Origin of the sequence: Natronorubrum sp. A-ect3, from assembly GCF_041821125.1 — an archaeon.
Taxonomy (GTDB): Archaea; Halobacteriota; Halobacteria; order Halobacteriales; family Natrialbaceae; genus Natronorubrum; species Natronorubrum bangense.
The window spans coordinates 96,067-112,635 of sequence record NZ_JBGUBB010000002.1 but is presented as its reverse complement, the minus strand read 5'-3'; the positions used below and the strand labels follow the sequence as shown (position 1 = coordinate 112,635).

At 62.0% G+C, this 16,569-nt stretch carries 17 protein-coding genes; 5 read left to right on the top strand and 12 right to left on the bottom strand.

Annotation, left to right across the window (positions count from 1 at the left end):
• Positions 1 to 243 precede the first annotated feature (243 nt).
• Positions 244 to 1,227, bottom strand: coding sequence for a YeiH family protein (locus ACERJA_RS07190; RefSeq protein WP_373607566.1), 984 nt, complete (start codon positions 1,225 to 1,227; stop codon positions 244 to 246).
• Between the two features lie 4 nt (positions 1,228 to 1,231).
• Entirely contained in the window at positions 1,232 to 1,366 is a 135-nt protein-coding gene (locus ACERJA_RS07185) for a hypothetical protein (protein WP_006064932.1), read from the bottom strand.
• A 293-nt stretch (positions 1,367 to 1,659) separates the two neighbouring features.
• Here ACERJA_RS07185 and ACERJA_RS07180 point away from each other — a divergent pair, with 293 nt between their 5' ends.
• Positions 1,660 to 2,547, top strand: coding sequence for an acyltransferase (locus ACERJA_RS07180; protein WP_373607565.1), 888 nt, complete (start codon positions 1,660 to 1,662; stop codon positions 2,545 to 2,547).
• 86 nt (positions 2,548 to 2,633) lie between these two features.
• On the top strand, positions 2,634 to 2,963 hold the full coding sequence (locus tag ACERJA_RS07175) for a hypothetical protein (RefSeq protein WP_373607564.1): 330 nt from the start codon (positions 2,634 to 2,636) through the stop codon (positions 2,961 to 2,963).
• A gap of 18 nt (positions 2,964 to 2,981) precedes the next feature.
• Here the strand turns inward: ACERJA_RS07175 and ACERJA_RS07170 are convergent, their stop codons facing one another.
• A complete protein-coding gene (locus ACERJA_RS07170; protein WP_373607563.1) occupies positions 2,982 to 3,731 on the bottom strand; it encodes a hypothetical protein in 750 nt (249 codons plus the stop codon).
• Between the two features lie 261 nt (positions 3,732 to 3,992).
• On the opposite strand from ACERJA_RS07170, the gene ACERJA_RS07165 reads away from it, so the two are divergent.
• Positions 3,993 to 4,238, top strand: a complete 246-nt coding sequence (locus ACERJA_RS07165; RefSeq protein WP_006064938.1) for a hypothetical protein — start codon at positions 3,993 to 3,995, stop codon at positions 4,236 to 4,238.
• Positions 4,239 to 4,310: 72 nt separating this feature from the next.
• Here the strand turns inward: ACERJA_RS07165 and ACERJA_RS07160 are convergent, their stop codons facing one another.
• Together ACERJA_RS07160 and prf1 are read right to left on the bottom strand one after the other, a co-directional pair.
• Positions 4,311 to 5,639 carry a hypothetical protein gene (locus ACERJA_RS07160; RefSeq protein ID WP_373607562.1) on the bottom strand — a complete coding sequence of 443 codons (1,329 nt, stop codon included), beginning with the start codon at positions 5,637 to 5,639 and terminating at the stop codon, positions 4,311 to 4,313.
• 368 nt (positions 5,640 to 6,007) lie between these two features.
• Positions 6,008 to 7,267, bottom strand: a complete 1,260-nt coding sequence (gene prf1 / locus ACERJA_RS07155) for a peptide chain release factor aRF-1 (RefSeq protein ID WP_006064940.1) — start codon at positions 7,265 to 7,267, stop codon at positions 6,008 to 6,010.
• A 192-nt stretch (positions 7,268 to 7,459) separates the two neighbouring features.
• Between prf1 and minD the strand changes: the two genes are divergently transcribed.
• Complete coding sequence (gene minD / locus ACERJA_RS07150) at positions 7,460 to 8,332, top strand: cell division ATPase MinD (RefSeq protein WP_373607561.1); 873 nt, start codon at positions 7,460 to 7,462, stop codon at positions 8,330 to 8,332.
• Positions 8,333 to 8,512: 180 nt separating this feature from the next.
• Complete coding sequence (locus ACERJA_RS07145) at positions 8,513 to 9,100, top strand: hypothetical protein (protein WP_373607560.1); 588 nt, start codon at positions 8,513 to 8,515, stop codon at positions 9,098 to 9,100.
• A gap of 89 nt (positions 9,101 to 9,189) precedes the next feature.
• On the opposite strand, the gene argS is transcribed toward ACERJA_RS07145, so the two are convergent.
• The 7 genes from argS to ACERJA_RS07110 all read right to left on the bottom strand — a co-directional run bounded on the left by argS (position 9,190) and on the right by ACERJA_RS07110 (position 16,567).
• Positions 9,190 to 10,977, bottom strand: coding sequence for an arginine--tRNA ligase (argS, locus tag ACERJA_RS07140; RefSeq protein ID WP_373607559.1), 1,788 nt, complete (start codon positions 10,975 to 10,977; stop codon positions 9,190 to 9,192).
• Between the two features lie 70 nt (positions 10,978 to 11,047).
• Entirely contained in the window at positions 11,048 to 11,584 is a 537-nt protein-coding gene (locus ACERJA_RS07135; protein WP_373607558.1) for an NUDIX domain-containing protein, read from the bottom strand.
• A 25-nt stretch (positions 11,585 to 11,609) separates the two neighbouring features.
• Entirely contained in the window at positions 11,610 to 12,764 is a 1,155-nt protein-coding gene (locus ACERJA_RS07130; protein ID WP_373607557.1) for a threonine synthase, read from the bottom strand.
• 2 nt (positions 12,765 to 12,766) lie between these two features.
• Positions 12,767 to 13,726: a succinylglutamate desuccinylase/aspartoacylase family protein gene (locus ACERJA_RS07125; RefSeq protein WP_049889663.1), complete on the bottom strand. Its 960-nt coding sequence runs from the start codon at positions 13,724 to 13,726 to the stop codon at positions 12,767 to 12,769.
• Positions 13,727 to 13,930: 204 nt separating this feature from the next.
• Positions 13,931 to 15,460 (bottom strand): stage II sporulation protein M, encoded by a 1,530-nt coding sequence (locus tag ACERJA_RS07120; protein ID WP_373607556.1) that lies wholly within the window; start codon positions 15,458 to 15,460, stop codon positions 13,931 to 13,933.
• Between the two features lie 29 nt (positions 15,461 to 15,489).
• Positions 15,490 to 15,768, bottom strand: a complete 279-nt coding sequence (locus ACERJA_RS07115; RefSeq protein ID WP_373607555.1) for a hypothetical protein — start codon at positions 15,766 to 15,768, stop codon at positions 15,490 to 15,492.
• A 337-nt stretch (positions 15,769 to 16,105) separates the two neighbouring features.
• A complete protein-coding gene (locus tag ACERJA_RS07110) occupies positions 16,106 to 16,567 on the bottom strand; it encodes a universal stress protein (protein ID WP_373607554.1) in 462 nt (153 codons plus the stop codon).
• Positions 16,568 to 16,569: the final 2 nt, after the last annotated feature.

Here is a 16,569-nt window from a genome sequence, read left to right as displayed (position 1 = left end):
TTTCATGCATATGTGTTACACACGGAATGGCCGTTCGGACGGTCCCGACCGCAGAACCGAGGCAGCAACCGCCCTACCGCAATGAAAGTCGGGTTTCGAACTGTCGCCGAACTCCCGAAGCGATGGAACTCGAGCCGGAAATCAGGTGTATCACGTGGAAGCGATCATCGAACCGTTCGATTCCACGGCAACGAGACAGCCACAGCCGTGTTCGCAAGTATTGCCGCGGTCTTCGACAAGCTCTCAGAATAACAGTACGAGCAGCGCAAGCGAGAACGCGCTGACGAGGAGCAGTGACACCAGAACAACAATCGCAGGTGTCACGCCAGTGTTCCGGAGTTCGGCGATCCGGATTTCTGTACCGAGTCCCACGAACGCGAGGAGAAACAGCCAGTTGTAGGCGTTTTCGATCGTGGCCTCCTGGGCTGGGGAGAAGACACCCGCACTCGCGAGGACGACGAGCGCAATAAAGCCGAGCACGAACTTCGGGAACTCCGCCCAGAGCAGTCCGATAGACGGGCGACCACCCTCTCCCTGCTGGGCGTAGTAGCTCGCATACGCGAGGACGACGACGCCGATCAAGGCGTTGCGTGAAAGTTTCGTCATCGTCGCCCACTGACCGGCGACCTCCGAATAGGCGAAGCCGACCGCGACGACCGGCCCCGTCGAAAACATACTGACACCAGCCCAGACCCCGAAGACGACGTCCGAGAGGCCGAGCAGTCCACCGACGATCGGATAGACGACGATCGTGATCGCGTCGAACAACAACACCGTCGCCGCCGCGTAGGCGATCTGATCTTCCCGTGCGCGGATCGCCCCCGCAACCGCGACGACGGCCGACACGCCACAGATACTGGCCCCAGCAGCAAGCAACGAGCCGAGCTGCTCGGCGAGCCCGAAAACGTTCCGTGAGAGCACTTCGACGACGACGATCGTCACGGCGATAACGAGCGCGACGACCAACAAGACAGTGGCCCCGACCTCGAGGATTGCCTCGAGCGTCAACGACGCGCCCATGAGGACGATGCCAGCACCTAACCAGAGCTTGTGGGTTTCGATCCCCGGTCTGAGACGGTCGGGGACGCCGGGGCCGTTCGCTAGCGCGAATCCGAGCGCGATGGCGACGAGCAGGTGGTTGAGCCCGACGGTGAGGCCGATGGCACGCGCAGCAAGCGCTCCGAGACAGAGAACGACGAGCCCCGGAAGCAGCCGGTAGGCGGACATCTCGCTACCAGGGGATCTGTATCTCGAAAACGACCGTCAGGACGACGATCACCGCCCCGACGGCGACGCTTTGCCAATCTCGCTCGAGAGCAGTCCAGTACGAGCGGATCGCCGCGAGAGACTGCTGGACGGCAGTCATAACCACGCATCGATCTGCGGGTCAGTCGGAACACTCTCCGTCGATGCAGCCGACGAGCGACCACGACTCCGTCCATCGGACGACATTCGTTCGATGTCTCCGGATCGAGACAGTTAATAATTGTCGATCGTGTCGGCGATACCAGAAAATTTTGCAGCAATCTGTGACGGTTCTGCGCTGGCAGTCGGGCAAATGACGTTACTGAGCGGTCCCACAGGTCTCGCTCGGACGAATGCTGGCAACGTGTCCGCACAACCGAACCCCTATGAACTCTGCGGGCAATACCTCGGAGTATGACAAAGCGGTACGTCTCGCTCCCCGACGAGGCGGAGGCGGGGATGCGTGAGTTCATCGACGAGGTCGACCAGCGACTGGCAAGCGACGAGAGCACCTGTTCGGTCGTTGAGGATGTCCTGATCGATCTCTCCGGCGACCGCGAGGCCTACGAACGCTGGCAGGATGGGGAGTCGACTACCCCAGCCGAGCGTGTCCGCTTGCAGAGTTACGATCCCTGTAACACCACCCTCGAAAGCGAGTACTACGCCGAGAAAGACGAAGCGCAGTTCCGTCGCTCGAAACACCTTCAGTGGCTCTGGCGACAGTTCGACAGTCTACCAATCGCAGACAACGTCGAGTTCGCCCTGCGATTTCGCCGAATGCTCGCCGACCATCTCTTCGAGGAGTGTGGTGACGACTGCCGATTTTTCAAGGGCGTGACGTTCACCTACGGACACAACATCACCATCGGCGACAACAGCGTCGTCCATGACGACGTTCACCTGGACGATCGCGGGAAACTCACCATCGGCGATCGAGTCTCGGTTTCAGACGGTGTCCATATCTACAGTCACGATCACGATGTCGTCGACCAGACCGAGGTCCGAAACTACCACACGATCGTCGAGGACGACGTTCGGCTCACCTACGACGCGATGGTCCGTGCCGGCTGTAAAGTCGGCGAAAACGCCATCGTCGGCGCTCGTGGAATCGTCCAGCACGACGTGCCTGCCCACCACATCGCCATCGGCGCACCGGCCAAGAGCGTCAAGATCAAACCGGGCTGGGAGGACGTCGCAACATCCCTCGACGACGCCGGCATCAACCGACAGGAGCAGCGACGCATCGAGTACGAGCTCCCCGACGACCTCGAGGTCTTCGACGAGTTCGGTCGCGACTTCTAGAAAGACCATACGTTCAGTTTCGCGCTATTTTCTTGGAATCCCGACGCAGGGAATACCCAAGTGGCTTGAGAACCTACAGCATACCAATGGAGCTCTGGGGATGGCTCATTGGGTACGTCGTCTTGTTTGCCCTTCTCCACCTGCTACTGTACTACGTCTATGTCCAGGGCGGGGACGGTGACAGCACGGGCTCTCCGTCGTTTGCCGATCCCAACCGTGCAAATCCGCGCACTTCGGCCGGTCGCGACCACTATCCAGGGCCATCCGGCGACGTCGACGACCCCGACGACCTCGAGGACGACCACGAACTCGAGTTCGAGGGGGAAACGATTCGTTGTCCACACTGTGGTGTCCGGAACGAGGCCGATCAGACGTTTACGTACTGTTGGAACTGTATTTCTTCACTCCGTCAGTGAAAACAGGATCCAACGGGCTCACGCGGACAGTCCATCCGCGATCGTCTCGAGGTGATCGACACCGATGACAGCGACGACGGCACCGTCAGTTGTCGCTCGAAGCGCCTCGAGGCGGTCGATCATGCAGTGTTCGCGGGTTTCGTCCCGATACGTGAGCGCGCTGTCGGCCGTCTGGACGCTGCCGAGCAGCGCCTGCACGCTGGCGACGTGTGAACGTTCGTGGGCGGCCTGTTCCGTCGGGGGATCAGTGTGTTCACAGCCGTACTCGATCGGGTCGTCGCAGGCAACGGTCATCGACGTCGCATGAGTCAGCGTCGCCGCGAGCCGGCAGGTCAGCGCCTCCCGTGTCGCTCCACCAAGACTCGAAATAACGCGTCGAGCCGTCGTCGTCGAGACACGGTCAGCGATCAGCCGCGTCACAAGCCGTCGCAGAAACGACCAGTTCGGAGCGTCGATGCCGACGGTGGTGGCGTCGGGTGCGGCACTGATCGCCGCGCTCATTTCGCCGCCGAACCGTGGCGGCGTCTCGTCCGTGCCCTCGCGAGCGTAGGCACGGTACAGCGGGAGCGCTGCTGTGGGGAGTTCGAGCGCGAGCGTGTCTGGGTCGACTGACTCGAGGACGCGTTCGACGCGGGCGACGCTTGCAGGATGGTCGTGAACGACGCCGAGAAGATAGTAATCGCCTGCCGCCCCGGTCACCCGTCGGCAGAACTGCGAGGTGATCCGCGGGTCGTCGAACGACGCGGCAAAAGACGGGGACTCGTCCATTGATCGAGTGGTAATACGTGACTACCAGCATAACCCTTCTGTTGTGCTCGGCTCGAGACGTGCTGACGACGTGGACTCACAGTGTAAGGACTGTCTACTCGATGGAAATCTGCTACCCGGGGCGTAACAGTATCGCGGCTGATGGAAACGATTTCCGCGCTTTATTGCTCGAGCAGACCTGCCGCCAGTACTTGCTCCGCTCACCGATGATAGTGTGTTGACAGCTGATCCGCCGAGCGAAAGCGAGCTCCGTCACAACTGATGACCAAGGACGCGCTCACCAAAGCCGACGAAGGGAAACTGGTCCTGAACACCGACGGCACCAGAGTCGGCCGTATCGTCGACGTTCGCGACGGCCACGGATACGTCGAACCCAATCCGAGTCTGACCGAGACGATTAAGGCAAAACTCGGCTGGGCGACGCGAAGCGAATCGGCATATCCGCTCGACGAAGGCAGTATCGAGAAAATCACCGACGATGCGGTCTATCTTCGGGGCACACTCTGAAAAGCAGGCAGGCTGTTCGATCGCTGCGGTTTCCACATCGCTCGAAAAACCGCTCAGTGATTCGGGTGTCTACTATGGGTCAGCCGTCCCCACCACGCGAACGGGACGCTCGGCCGATGCGTCGTCAGTTTCGATCCGGACCGGGAACGACTGTGTCCGTTCGACGGCTGCCGTCTCGAACGTCAGCGTGACCGTCTCGGTCGCACTCCCACCGACCGTCACCGACCGGGTCTCGACCACCTCGGGATCGTGGCCGACAATGAACTCGAGCGACCGTGTCGTTTCCTCACTGCCAGTGTTCTCGAGTTCGGCGGTCACGGTGAGCGTCTCACCGGCGTCGACCGGGTCGTTCGTCTCACGAATTGCGACGGCAACGCCTCGTCCACTGGTTTCACCGTCGTCACCACCGGAAACGAGCACACTGCGTTCTGCGGTGTCGTCCGCTCCCTCGACGCGTACCGGGAACTCGTCGTCCTGCTCGACGGGATACGTCTCGTACTCGAGGGTGACACGTTCTGTCTCGTTCCAGTCGACGGAGACGGTCTCCGTGTCGGCGACGACGGGATCCTCGCCGACAATGAACTCGAGTTGCTGTGTTGGGTCGCCAGCCATCATCATGTCACCCGTGTTCTCGGCCTCGGCGACGACCTCGAGTGTTTCACCAGCGTCGACCGGATCGTTCGTCTCGACGATATCGATCGTTAACGGTGGCCTGACCGCTGGCCCGTCGTCGTATTCGGGCTCGCTCATGAGTCCACGTTCGGAGACAGCCCTGGCACCGGTTGGATAGCCGGCGCTGATCCACCCCGCACTCGTGGTGAGTGTTGTGCGATCTTCCCGTCCCGCAAGGCTGGACACGTCGGGAACGGTCATGTTCTGCCCTTCGATCCAGATCACGTGCTCGAGACTCCCGTCTGTGGCAGTTGCACTCGCCGTAATTTCGATTGTCTCGTCAACCCCGACACGCTCATCTGCACCGGGGTCAGTGTCGAGGTCGATGGTTGGTGGACTCACACCGCCCGACTCGACGACCACCGTCCACTCGACCGTCCTCGTCCCAGTTCCACCCTGATACGTACACGTGATGTCGTACGTGCCGGTCGACTCGAACGTCCGAAACGTCGCCGGTCGACCGGTCGCGTATACGTAGTCGCCCGGGAGCGGAGCACTATCCACATCACCACCCCCATCCCACTCAACGTCGTTCGGTTCGATATCGGTCGGCGGCTCAGCCTCGAACAGCACCGTCGATCCCGGTTCGATCGTAATCTCCTCGCTGGCCGGATAGCGTCGCTCGAGGCCAGTCACGCCAGTCACACTGCCAGCACCGACGAGGGAGAGACCGATCCCTGTCGCAACCCCCTCGAGGATCGTCCGCCGATTTGGTACGCCCTCTCGCATAGTCGTCGCTACTGACACTCGAGCACAAAAGGCCCTCCAACGTTGCAGTCACAATCACGTCTTTCGGACAGCGTGTTGGCGAGCAGTGACTGCCGATCAGCCTGATTCGCTCGTCTGCTCGCGACCGAACTGATGCTCGTCAGGCAGTGCTGGTGGGATGGAATAGACTCGTGAAAGTGTGTCACGCGATGTGGCCGATTCACGCAAACAGGACACGCGCGAAGAGGAGATATGGTCCCGTTTACAGGCGGTCTAGGAGACTGTCCTGGGGTCGTTCAGCAATCAGAGATTTCCGTGACTGAGCAGAGCGAAGCTCCACGATGTCCGCGAGAGTCTTCGATTCTCGAGGGACTTGCCCTCGAGGCGATTCACACGCCGGTGCTGTATCGCAAGATACCAGCGAAGCCGCCGAATGCGTTGTAGAGCTGTTCACCTTTCTCGAAGTCCGTCGAGATGAACTTGGTCTCAGTACCGCGCTGTTCGGCAATCTCGATGAGGTGGTCGATCGCGTCCTCGCGGTCGTCGTCCGTGACGTCGACCTCGGCCCCACAGTCGCTGCAGGTGTGTGACGGCGTCGACTTGCGGCGGTCGAGCACCTCGTAGTCCGTGTTGCCACACTCCGCACAGTCGTAGACGATGACGTCCTTGCGGAGGTCCTCACTGATCAGGAGCCGGTCGACCGCACCCATCACGAGGTTTCGTCGGGTTTGCTCGAACCCGTAGGTTGCGAGGTCACCCGCGTTGAGTTGCTTGAAGAACTCCTCCATCTCGTTTTTGTCTTTCATCACCTCGGCGTCGGCCAACGCCTCCTCGGCGTTGTCGACCAGGTCTTTCAGACCGGACTCGTCGGTGTAGGCGACGTCGAACTTCCCGATGACGCTGTCTTGAATCTCGTGGTGGAGATAGTCGCCGTCGAGGAACTCGTCTTTCGTGGGCGAGGGACCACCGACGAGGATCCCGTCGAGTTCGTGGCGTTTGGCGACGAACAGATCGTTTGCCATTCCCGCGACCTCCTGATAGAAGTTGTCGATGGCCTCGAGGCGCAGGCGGGCGAAACGCTGGGCGGACTGGCCACCTTTGCGCTGTTTGCCAGGGACAAGCGACGAAGCGGACTTGACCGGCTCGATGCGTTTGCCTTTCAGCCAGCCGACGTTGGCCTCACGACGGTCGAGGACGATCAGGCCGTAGAGGCCCTGGTCCGCCAGCATGTGCTCGAGCGGCTCGGTGAGGAAATCCGAGTCACAGTGATAGCGGAAGGATTCGACGGGCTGCGGTGGGCTCTCCAAGACCTTCGTGACCATGTCGGTCCGGCCGCCGCCGGAGTCGACGGCCCCCGAAAACAGCACCATCCCTTTCTCCGGTGGGTAGACATCGTAGTACCGGAGTCGGTCTTTGATGCTCGTCAGTGCGTCCTGGACGGCCGTTCTGGTCTGCTTTGATTTGATGTTGGCCGCTTCGCTGTGTTCCTGGGTAACGTGAGTGACCACGTCACTGATCTGTCTGTCCTCGGGAACGTAGATCGACACGAGCTGTGTACCGGAGCCATCGAAATCTTTGAGATCCTCGATGACCTTCCGGAACTCGTATTTTTTCCGGTCGGACTGCTCCTGATCGCCCTCCTGGCTCATTGGTCGTACAGAACGGTGCTGTGGGTAAGAATCCTTTGACACACCTGTCGACCTGTCAACGGCTGTCGGTAAACAGCCACCGCAACGGTCCGTATCGGGGCTGAGACCGACGTGTCGGCCACATTCCATGGGCCGGGAGTTGAGGTGACGATTTAAGGTGCTCCCGTTCTACTGTCCGGACAGTACATCAGTATGTCTCACGAGACGGTCTATGCTATCGCGAGCGGGAAGGGGGGCGTCGGAAAAACGACGACGACGGTCAATCTCGGCACGGCGCTAGCACAGGCTGGTGAACGCGTCGCTATCGTTGACACTGATCTCGGGATGGCGAACCTCGCCGGGTTCGTCAGCCTGACTCCAGATTCGATGACGCTACACGACGTGTTGTCCGGAGCGGCATCGATCGATGATGCCATCTACAGTGTTACTGAGAATATTGTCGCCGTTCCAAGCGGCACCAGCCTCGATGAGTACGCCGACACCTCACCGGAAGGGCTCCGCGAGGTCGTTTCCGAGCTTCGAGATCGGTTCGACTACGTCTTTCTCGACGTCGGTGCCGGCGTCAATCACGAAACTGTTCTCCCGCTGGGGCTGGCCGATTCGGTCATCCTCGTCTCGACACCTGAACCAGCAGCCGTCCACGACTCGAAGAAAACCCTCGAGTTGACCGAACGGGCCGGCGGCACGGTCGCCGGACTCGTCGTCACTCGCACGTTGCCCGACAGCGACATCTCCCACGAAGAGATTGCCACACGCCTCGAGACAGACCTGTTGGCAACGATTCCAGAAGACGCCGCGGCTCGAGAGAGCGTCTACGCTGGCACGCCGCTGATCGTCTACGAACCCAATGGCCCTGCCGCCACCGCCTACCGACAACTCGCCGCGGACCTGGCTGGCATCGATATCCCCGACTCGAGCGAAACGGACGAGGAGGTGTCCGAACTCAGTGGCGAGTCCGAGTCCGAAAGCAGTTCAGCAGACAGTGACGGCGACCGCGGCGAGCGGGAAGCAGCACACGACGATGTCTCGAGTGCGATCACCGAAGCCGAATCCGGTTCCGAGTAGGAATCGCTGACCGTAATGCGATCCATACTGTCATCGAATTCGAAGTGAAACCGCTCTCCAGCGGTCAGTCTGCATCAAGGACGCACACTCAAGCGTCGAACTCCAGTCGGATCAAACAGTCATACTCGTGAGAGAGTAACAGCCTCATTACTAATCACCGACAGTGATGACGGAACGAGCATGGAGCGACGAAACGTACTCCTCGGCAGTGGTACCGCGCTCGCGACCCTCTTGGCCGGTTGTTCCAGCGAGGATACAAGCGACGAGAGCGGATCGAACACCGACGGATCCGAATCATCAACGAACGGAGACAGCGGCGACAACGGAGACAACGGAGACAACGGCGAGAAAGACGAACAGAAGACGGAAGACAAAGAGAAAACCGACGAGAAGGAGAAAGACAAAACGGACAAAAAACACGACGACGTTCCTGGGTACGATACAGATAAAGTCGACCTCAAAGGCGACTACGTGTCGATTTCGGCCATCAAACGCAAGGGCGACACGCTCGTCGTCGCCGTCGACAGCGAGACGACCGACCAGAAGAAACTGTACGCGGACCTCGAAACGATCGCCGATGATCTCGACCACGGGATCATCGACCACGAGGCGTTCGCCGACAGTATTGAGACCATCGAGCTGTTTATCACCCACAGCGGTGAGACGATGGCCGCATACTCGATCGACGTTGCATGGCTCGTCGACTACCACGAGGGCAAGCTATCGAGAGACGAGTTCGAATCGAAACTCAAAGCGGCGGAACTGTAGCGCCGATCGAACGTGGTGAGCAGGCCGACAGTATCGACTTTTTATACCAACCACCCGGTAGCGACGGGTGATTGGCGAACGCGCCTTGTTTACATCGACCGCGGCGGTTCCACGCCGAGGATCGAAAGTGCGTTCGCGACCGTATGTTTCGACGCGGCCACGAGCGCGAGGCGTGCCTCACGAACATCGGCGTCGACGTCGTCGGCGAGCACCGGACACTCCCGGTAGAACGCGTTGAATCGGTCAGCAAACTCGCGAGTGAACGTCGCAACCTGGTGTGGTTCGAGATCGTCGGCCGCCTCGTCGACGACCGCCGGGAATCGGGCGATCGTCTCGAGCAGGTCCCGTTCCGCGTCGGTTTCGAGCAGGTCGGCCTCGAGTGCCTCGAGTTCGACGTCTTGGGTCGCGAGGTCGACATCGGGGTCGAGACCGGCTTCCTCGAGGATGCCACAACAGCGCGCGTGGACGTACTGGACGTATGGCGCGGATTGGGCCTCGAAGTCGAGCGCTTGCTCCCACTCGAAGGTGATCGCTTTCGTCGGCTGCTTGGAGACGATGTCGTAGCGGACCGCACCGATTCCGACCTGGTGGGCGATGCGTTCGATGTCGTCCGCATCGAGGTCGTCGTCTCGGATACGATCGTCCAGTCGATCCTCGACCTCCTCGCGGGCGCGGTCGATCGCCTCATCTAACAGGTCGTCCAGATCGACACCGGTTCCTCGGCGGGTGGACATCTTCCCTTCGGGCAGGTTGACATAGGAGTAGAGCACCTGCTGGAGCCCGTCGGTGTCGTTGTCGAGCAACTCGAGCGTGCTCCGGACCTGTTTGGCTTGCAGCTTGTGATCCTCACCGAGGACCGTCACCGCGCGGTCGTAGGTATCGAACTTCCACTCGTGGTGGGCCAGGTCGCGGGTCGCGTACAGCGAGGTGCCGTCCGAGCGCAGGAAGACGAGGTTCTTGTCGATGCCGTGGTCGTCGAGTTCGAGCTGCCAGGCGTCTTCCTCGTAAACGGCCTCGTCGAGTGCTTTGAGTCGGGCAATGAGATCGTCGGTGTCGCCGTTGCGCATGAATCGGGTCTCCTTGACGAACTCGTCGAACTCCGCGGGCAGCCGGCCGAGACAGGCTTTCATGCCCGAGAGCACCTGGTCGACGACCTCGCTGACGCGCTCGTAGGCCTCCTCGTCGCCGGCCTCGAGTCCCTGCATGATCGACTCGATCTCGGCTTCGGCCGCCTCGACCTCGCTCTCGGAGGCGTTCTCGAGGTAGGCGTTGCCTTTGCGGTAGTAGCGGACGAGGTCGTACTCGATGCGGTCGCGTTCGGGCTCGTCCTCGAGATCAGCCGCGTCGAAGGTCTCGTAGGCCCAGGTGAAGACGGCCATCTGTCGGCCGGCGTCGTTGACGTAGTAGTGTCGGTCGACATCGTAGCCGGCCATAGCAAGCAGGTTCGCCACCGCATCACCGATGATGGGGTTTCGCGCGCGGCCGACGTGGACCGGGCCGGTTGGGTTCGCGCTCGTGTGTTCGACGACGACGGACTCCTCGCGGTCGTCGAGCGCGCCGTAACGCTCGTCGGTTGCCGTCTCGAGCGTCGCCGCGAAGTAGGCGTCACTCGGCAGGAAGTTGAGATACGGGCCCTGCGTCTGCACCTCGGAGACGTACGTCAGGTCGTCGGCGTCGATTTCGTCGGCGAGTTGGCCCGCGACCTGTGGCGGTGGGGCTCCGGCTTCGCCAGCGAGTCGGAAGGCGACGCTCGAGGCAAGCACGCTCGGCACGTCTTCCGGCGGTTCTTCGATTCCGAGGTCGTCCGTCGGGAAGTCGAGTGCTGCGAGTGCCTCCTCGAGGGCGGTCTCGACCTCCGCGCGTAGGGAGAGGAACATACCCGCTCGTATTCAGGGGGCAACTAAAGGAATGTCGGGTTTCGCCGCTCGTCGGTCGTCGAGTCGGTTGTCAGTCGAAGTACGTGGCCGCAGCCTGGAACCACGCCTCGTGAATCGGCCGGAACGTCTCGCCGGAGGCGGTGAACGTCGTCGGCGACCAGAACCGGGCCGTGTTCGCGTCACTGCCGGCCGTTGGCTTGCCGGTCGCGTCGGCCCAGTCGGCGACGTAGTGGATCGTCGTCACGTGCTTGCCATTCCGGGGCGGCATCGTCGTCGCATCGAGAATTTCGAGCGCGTCGGCGGCGAGTGCGACGCCGGTTTCTTCCTCGAGTTCACGGACGGCGGCGGCCGCAGGCTCCTCACCGACCTCCATGTGGCCGCCGGGGAGTGTCCACTCGCCGATACCTGGCGGAACGGCCCGTTCAACACAGAGCACTGCGGGCTCCGAACGCGACCGATCGACGACAGCGACGCTGGCACAGGGAACCGGGTTATGCCAGACCACGTCCTCACAGATCGGACAGTGGCTGCGCTCGCGACCGTCGAACGTGATCGTCTCGAGTGACTCGCCGCAGTGAGGACAGTAGTCGGCTGGACGGCTGACCATCTATCGCACCGTCAGTACTCGGTCCTCATAGGGTTTTCAATCCGCTTCCAGTCAGAGGAACGACGACATCGTCATCGTCGGTGATGGTTCCGGCCTCGCGGTAGGCCTCGAGTGCTGCGGGGGCAACCGCACAGGTAGGCTCGACGTAGAATCCGCCGCGGTGGAGTCTGTCGAGCGCGCTCTCGATCGGATCAGAGCCGAGTGCGATGGCGTCACCGTCGGTCTCGGCGATCGCCTCGAGGATCTCGGCTTTGCGGGCCGGTTCGGTGATCTGGATGCCGTCGGCGATATCGGTGTCAGAGTCGGTATCGGCGACCGTTCGGCCGCCGAGTTCGGCGACGATAGGGGCGTGTCCAGCCGCCTGGGCGCCGAGCAGTCGCGGCATTCCGTCGACGATACCGGCCTCGTTGAGCAGCGAAAAGCCACGATAAGCGCCGAGAAAGAGCGTGCCGTGACCGATCGGGAGCACGAGGACATCCGGCACGGTCCAGCCCTGTTGCGCTGCGATTTCGAACGCGAACGTCATCGTCCCCGCATAAAAGGCCGGGTTCCAGGCGTGGCTGGCGTACCAGCCCGAACCCGTCTGTCGCGGGGCAGCTCCGCTCTCGGCGTCTGGGATCTGCGAGGCCTCGCCCTCGACGGCCTCGAGACAGGCAGCCGTGACGGCCTGACGATCACCTTCGACCCGGACCGGTCGAGCGTCGGCTCGCTGGATGGCCATCAGCTTCGACTGTGTGACGTCCGCCGGGACGTAGATGTCCGCCTCGAGGCCCGCACGAGCGGCGTACGTCGCGATCGATGCCCCAGCGTTGCCCGAGGAGTCTTCGATGACTTTCTCGACGCCGAGTTCGAGCGCTCGAGAGAGCGTCGTCGTCGCACCGCGGTCTTTGAACGACCCCGTCGGAAAGACGTACTCGAGTTTGAACTGGACGTCCCATTCGGGAGCGTCGACGAGCGGGGTAAACCCCTCGTGGAACGTGACGCGTTTCTCGATCGGAAGGAACTCGAAGAACGTCCAGAGCCCCTCGCTGGTGTCGAGCCGATGGAGAGGGAGCGGCTCGCCCTGTGGACGTGGCCGATCCGCGAACTCGAGGGCGTGGCCACACGCACAGCGCCAGGGTTCGTCAGGTCCAGGGTCGTAGAGACGGTCACAAGCCGGACAGTGGAGGGCAGACGGCATTGTTAGTACTCGTCGATGTCGGTCGCCACAGAGCAGACGTACTCACCGGTCGCAACCTGTGGCAGCCGGCGGGTTCGCCAGAGAATTCCGTTGCTGTCTGCTGTGACCTCGGCTTTCGGCTCGCCAAAGGGGGTCGTGAGTTCGAACAGCGTCTCACCGGCGCGGACGCGGTCGCCCAGCTCTTTCTGGAACGTTACGAGTCCGCCGTTTGGTGCACCGAACTGTTCGAACCCGTGGGCGCGGGTCTGGGTCTCGAGTGTGACCTCGCCGTCGAGAAAGCCGTAGTAGGAAAGGACGTTGAACACGCCCTCGACACCTTTCCGAATGCTCGATTCGTCCCAGCCGACACAGCCGCCGAGTTCGGGGTCGACAGTCGGAATACCCTCGTTTGGTGCCGCACGGGCAAGCTGGCCATCAGGCCCTTTCTGGTCCAGGATGTAGCCACAGCCAAACGCCTTCGCCAGCTCGAGACACTTGTCGTGGATTCGGTGGCGTGTTCCACAGCGAACCCGAACCTCATCGATCATGCGGCTGGTCGACCCCTGATGGAGATCGAGGATCAGATCCGCCCGAGTCGCGGCCTCGAACGTCGCAGCCGCGATCCGCTCGCTCGAGGTTCCGTTCTCGTTGCCGGGGTAGGCCCGGTTCATCTTCGTGTCGTCGATCGGGTTGCGATGTTCGGCGACCTGAAAGGCGTGGTAGTTGACAATCCCAACGACCAGAATTGTGCCAGCGATCTCGGCTGGGTCGAGTTGGGGGACAACACGCTTGATAACACCGACACCGTTGAGTTCGTCACCATCGCTCGCCGCCTGCATGTAGAGCGTTTTTCCCGACCGCTCGCCGTTGATCACGGCAACGGGCAGACCGAACGAGCTTCCGTCCCGGGTTTCGCCAACCTCGAGACGGCCCGTATCGATCTCTCCGGGCCTTGCGCTCGCCGTTCCGAGCGTCGTCGTCATGTCCCTGACGACGGACCCGTTCATCTTTATTGGTTCGGTGTTCGCCAGCCAGCGGGGAGATCGAGTGGTCGACCAGCCGGCCAGCGGACGGACTCCCATCGAAGGGGAACGCAGAGTCGTCCGGATGATGATCGGGGGCAAACACCGAGGCACTCGCCCTGTTGACCTGTAGCCGTCGCCGTCAGGCCCACGTCGCTCGCGAGATCAGAGGAACAGCCGGAAGTAGTACGGACTGATGAAGCCCTCGATCACCGCCGCGATCGCCAGCAGGATGCCGACGCCGATAAGCACCCAGAACGCTCGCTCGAGGGCATCGGCCAACTCTGCTCGAGTCGCTCGCCCTCGCATCGTTCGCCAGCCCGCGAGCCCAAGGTGGACACCGAGCGCCGTGGCGATGAAAATCGCCGGAATCTCGAAGATCCCGTGCGGAATAACGAACGCGAGCAGTTCCATCGGAGCGACCTCAGTTCGTGCGTAGAGACCCATGACGAGCCCGTTAAACAGCAGCGAGGCGATTGCGGGGAGCACGAGCACCACACCAGAGACGGCTGTCGTGAGCGCGACCAGCCAGTTGTTGCCGAAGAACTCGAGGGCTGCGGCTGGGGCGATGTGGCCCTCGAGGCGGGCTGAAATCGACGTTTCGACGGGGCCAACGAGTGGCTCGGAAAGCTCCCAGCCAACCCAGAAGCTGGCGACGGCAAGGACAACGACGAGTGCGTGCGTGCCGAGTGTTCCCCGAACGAACACTGTCATCTCAGTCCAGCCACGACGAACGCCGTCACTGAACTGGCCGCGAAGCGATCGCTCAGGCATTGCCGGTGGGGAGAGTCGGCCTCGAGCGCCGCTGTAGAGGGCCGTTTTCAACAGATCGAGGGCGGGGAAGACGAGCACGACAGTCACCAGCGAGGGGAAGGCAGTGACGTCAACGAGCGTGAGCACGCCCGAGACGACCGAGAACGCAAGAAGCGTGCCGACGGCGACGAGATAGTAAAAGCCAGCCCGGACCGGGCGAGCGCGGATGAAAGAGACGGTGTTCGACAGCGATCCGACGACGGTCGCGTCGTCGACGACGACCGACACCGGCGCGAACGCGAACAGCGCCCGAACGGCGGCGAGTACGGCAACGAGGACGAGTCCCGCAAGCAGTGCCACGAGGCCGGCGACGAGCATCGATCCGGTGGCGACCGCGACGAGCGCGGCGACGAGTGCGACACCGATTCCAACCGTCAGGAACACGGCAAGCCACAGCAGGATCTCGAGGACATACAGGCCGAGAAATCGCAGCCAGTAGCGCCGGGCACCCGCAAGCCCAGCAGTCAGTCCACGCTCGTCGCGCAGCCGAGCGGCACAGGCCGTCAGCTGGCCGGCGGTGACAGCTGCATAGAGGACCACACCCACGAGCAGCGTCGCGACAATCGTCACGGCAACGAGGAGGATAAGCCCCGGCGTGAGCAGTTGTTCGACAACGGGTTCGAACTCGGTTAGCCACTCCTCGAACGCCTCCGGGTCGGCGTCTGGATCTGGTGGATCGGTCTCGAGTCCAGTCACCGCCTCCTGGGCCGCTGCGAGACGGCCAGTGACCTCGAGGTAGAGAAAGCCGATTGTGAGGGCGAGAAACGGGATCACACGAGCGACCGCGGGAACCGCAGCACCGAGGAGATACCACGGCAGGATGTCAGCCGGTCGGCGACGGAGTACGGCGACGACGGCAGTGATGGAATCGGAGAGGGCCATACCGAGGCTTCGGTCGGAAACCAGTTAAATCAGTTGAACGTTCGATCGTCGAACGTCTCCTCTGTCTCGTCGTCACCGCGTCCACCGGACAGCCGCGGCGTGAACCCGCCGGTGAGGATGACGGCGACGACGACCAGCGACGCCGAGAGGACAACGAAGTCTGCGCTGGGATCGTAGCCAGCGAGGCCGGCCCCGGTCGAGACCACAAAGATGGCGACCGTGAAGACAATGGTTGCGAGGAGTCCGATCACGAGGATACCGATGACGCTGGCGAGGAGCCCACGCAAGATGGAGCGAATCGATGACATCGTTACACTCGCGTTTTGGATGCGAGGACGTAGGTATTGTGACATCGGCCCCGCTCGAGGAGTGATTTGAATCGAATCTCAAAGGGAAGAGCGCGTTCAGCCGAGTAGGTCTCGGAGCTGTGGGACGCATTCGACGGGCGAGGGGGGCGGATGTCGCTCGAGCGTAACGTCTCCGAGGTGACCAACCCGAGTCATCGTCGGTCACCGCTACAGCTGGGGGCTCTAGATCGGAGTTGGGTTCCTCGGGAAATCAGATCACGAACTCGAGGACAGTGCCGGAAAATGGGTCGACAGGAGAGGCGGCGAACCACTAGGCGTCCTCGATGAGGACGGGATCCTATTCGTCGTCTTCGCGAGCGTCGACGACCAACACCGGAATCCGTGTCGTTCTAAGCGTGCGTTCGGCGACACTGCCGAGAATGGCCCGGCGGACGCCACCACGTCCGGCCGATCCCATCACGATGAGGTCGACGTCGTTGTCCTCGGCGTACTCGCTGATAACTGCGTGGGGTCGGCCAGCCTCGATTGACTGCACGACCTCGAGGTCGTCTCCGGCCCGCTCGGTGACGACATCGGTCGCCTCGGTAGCACGCGCTTTCAGTTCGGACATCTCACCGAACTTCCCGTCTTTGATGCGCTGGACTTGTTCGGTGCCGAGACCGATATCGATCGCATCAGTGTCGACGACATACAGCGCGTGGAGCGTTGCGTCGTACTGTTCGGCGAGATCGATCGCGTGATCGATCGCGTTCTCGGCGACATCGCTTCCGTCGGTCGGGATGAGTATGGTATCGTACATCG

What these genes read in the sequence shown, in the direction of transcription:
- ACERJA_RS07190 (WP_373607566.1), bottom strand. Translation starts at nt 1,227, where the DNA reads ATGTCCGCCTACCGGCTGCTTCCGGGGCTCGTCGTTCTCTGTCTCGGA.
- ACERJA_RS07185 (WP_006064932.1), bottom strand. Translation starts at nt 1,366, where the DNA reads ATGACTGCCGTCCAGCAGTCTCTCGCGGCGATCCGCTCGTACTGGACT.
- ACERJA_RS07180 (WP_373607565.1), top strand. Translation starts at nt 1,660, where the DNA reads ATGACAAAGCGGTACGTCTCGCTCCCCGACGAGGCGGAGGCGGGGATG.
- ACERJA_RS07175 (WP_373607564.1), top strand. Translation starts at nt 2,634, where the DNA reads ATGGAGCTCTGGGGATGGCTCATTGGGTACGTCGTCTTGTTTGCCCTT.
- ACERJA_RS07170 (WP_373607563.1), bottom strand. Translation starts at nt 3,731, where the DNA reads ATGGACGAGTCCCCGTCTTTTGCCGCGTCGTTCGACGACCCGCGGATC.
- ACERJA_RS07165 (WP_006064938.1), top strand. Translation starts at nt 3,993, where the DNA reads ATGACCAAGGACGCGCTCACCAAAGCCGACGAAGGGAAACTGGTCCTG.
- ACERJA_RS07160 (WP_373607562.1), bottom strand. Translation starts at nt 5,639, where the DNA reads ATGCGAGAGGGCGTACCAAATCGGCGGACGATCCTCGAGGGGGTTGCG.
- prf1 (WP_006064940.1), bottom strand. Translation starts at nt 7,267, where the DNA reads ATGAGCCAGGAGGGCGATCAGGAGCAGTCCGACCGGAAAAAATACGAG.
- minD (WP_373607561.1), top strand. Translation starts at nt 7,460, where the DNA reads ATGTCTCACGAGACGGTCTATGCTATCGCGAGCGGGAAGGGGGGCGTC.
- ACERJA_RS07145 (WP_373607560.1), top strand. Translation starts at nt 8,513, where the DNA reads ATGGAGCGACGAAACGTACTCCTCGGCAGTGGTACCGCGCTCGCGACC.
- argS (WP_373607559.1), bottom strand. Translation starts at nt 10,977, where the DNA reads ATGTTCCTCTCCCTACGCGCGGAGGTCGAGACCGCCCTCGAGGAGGCA.
- ACERJA_RS07135 (WP_373607558.1), bottom strand. Translation starts at nt 11,584, where the DNA reads ATGGTCAGCCGTCCAGCCGACTACTGTCCTCACTGCGGCGAGTCACTC.
- ACERJA_RS07130 (WP_373607557.1), bottom strand. Translation starts at nt 12,764, where the DNA reads ATGCCGTCTGCCCTCCACTGTCCGGCTTGTGACCGTCTCTACGACCCT.
- ACERJA_RS07125 (WP_049889663.1), bottom strand. Translation starts at nt 13,726, where the DNA reads ATGACGACGACGCTCGGAACGGCGAGCGCAAGGCCCGGAGAGATCGAT.
- ACERJA_RS07120 (WP_373607556.1), bottom strand. Translation starts at nt 15,460, where the DNA reads ATGGCCCTCTCCGATTCCATCACTGCCGTCGTCGCCGTACTCCGTCGC.
- ACERJA_RS07115 (WP_373607555.1), bottom strand. Translation starts at nt 15,768, where the DNA reads ATGTCATCGATTCGCTCCATCTTGCGTGGGCTCCTCGCCAGCGTCATC.
- ACERJA_RS07110 (WP_373607554.1), bottom strand. Translation starts at nt 16,567, where the DNA reads ATGTACGATACCATACTCATCCCGACCGACGGAAGCGATGTCGCCGAG.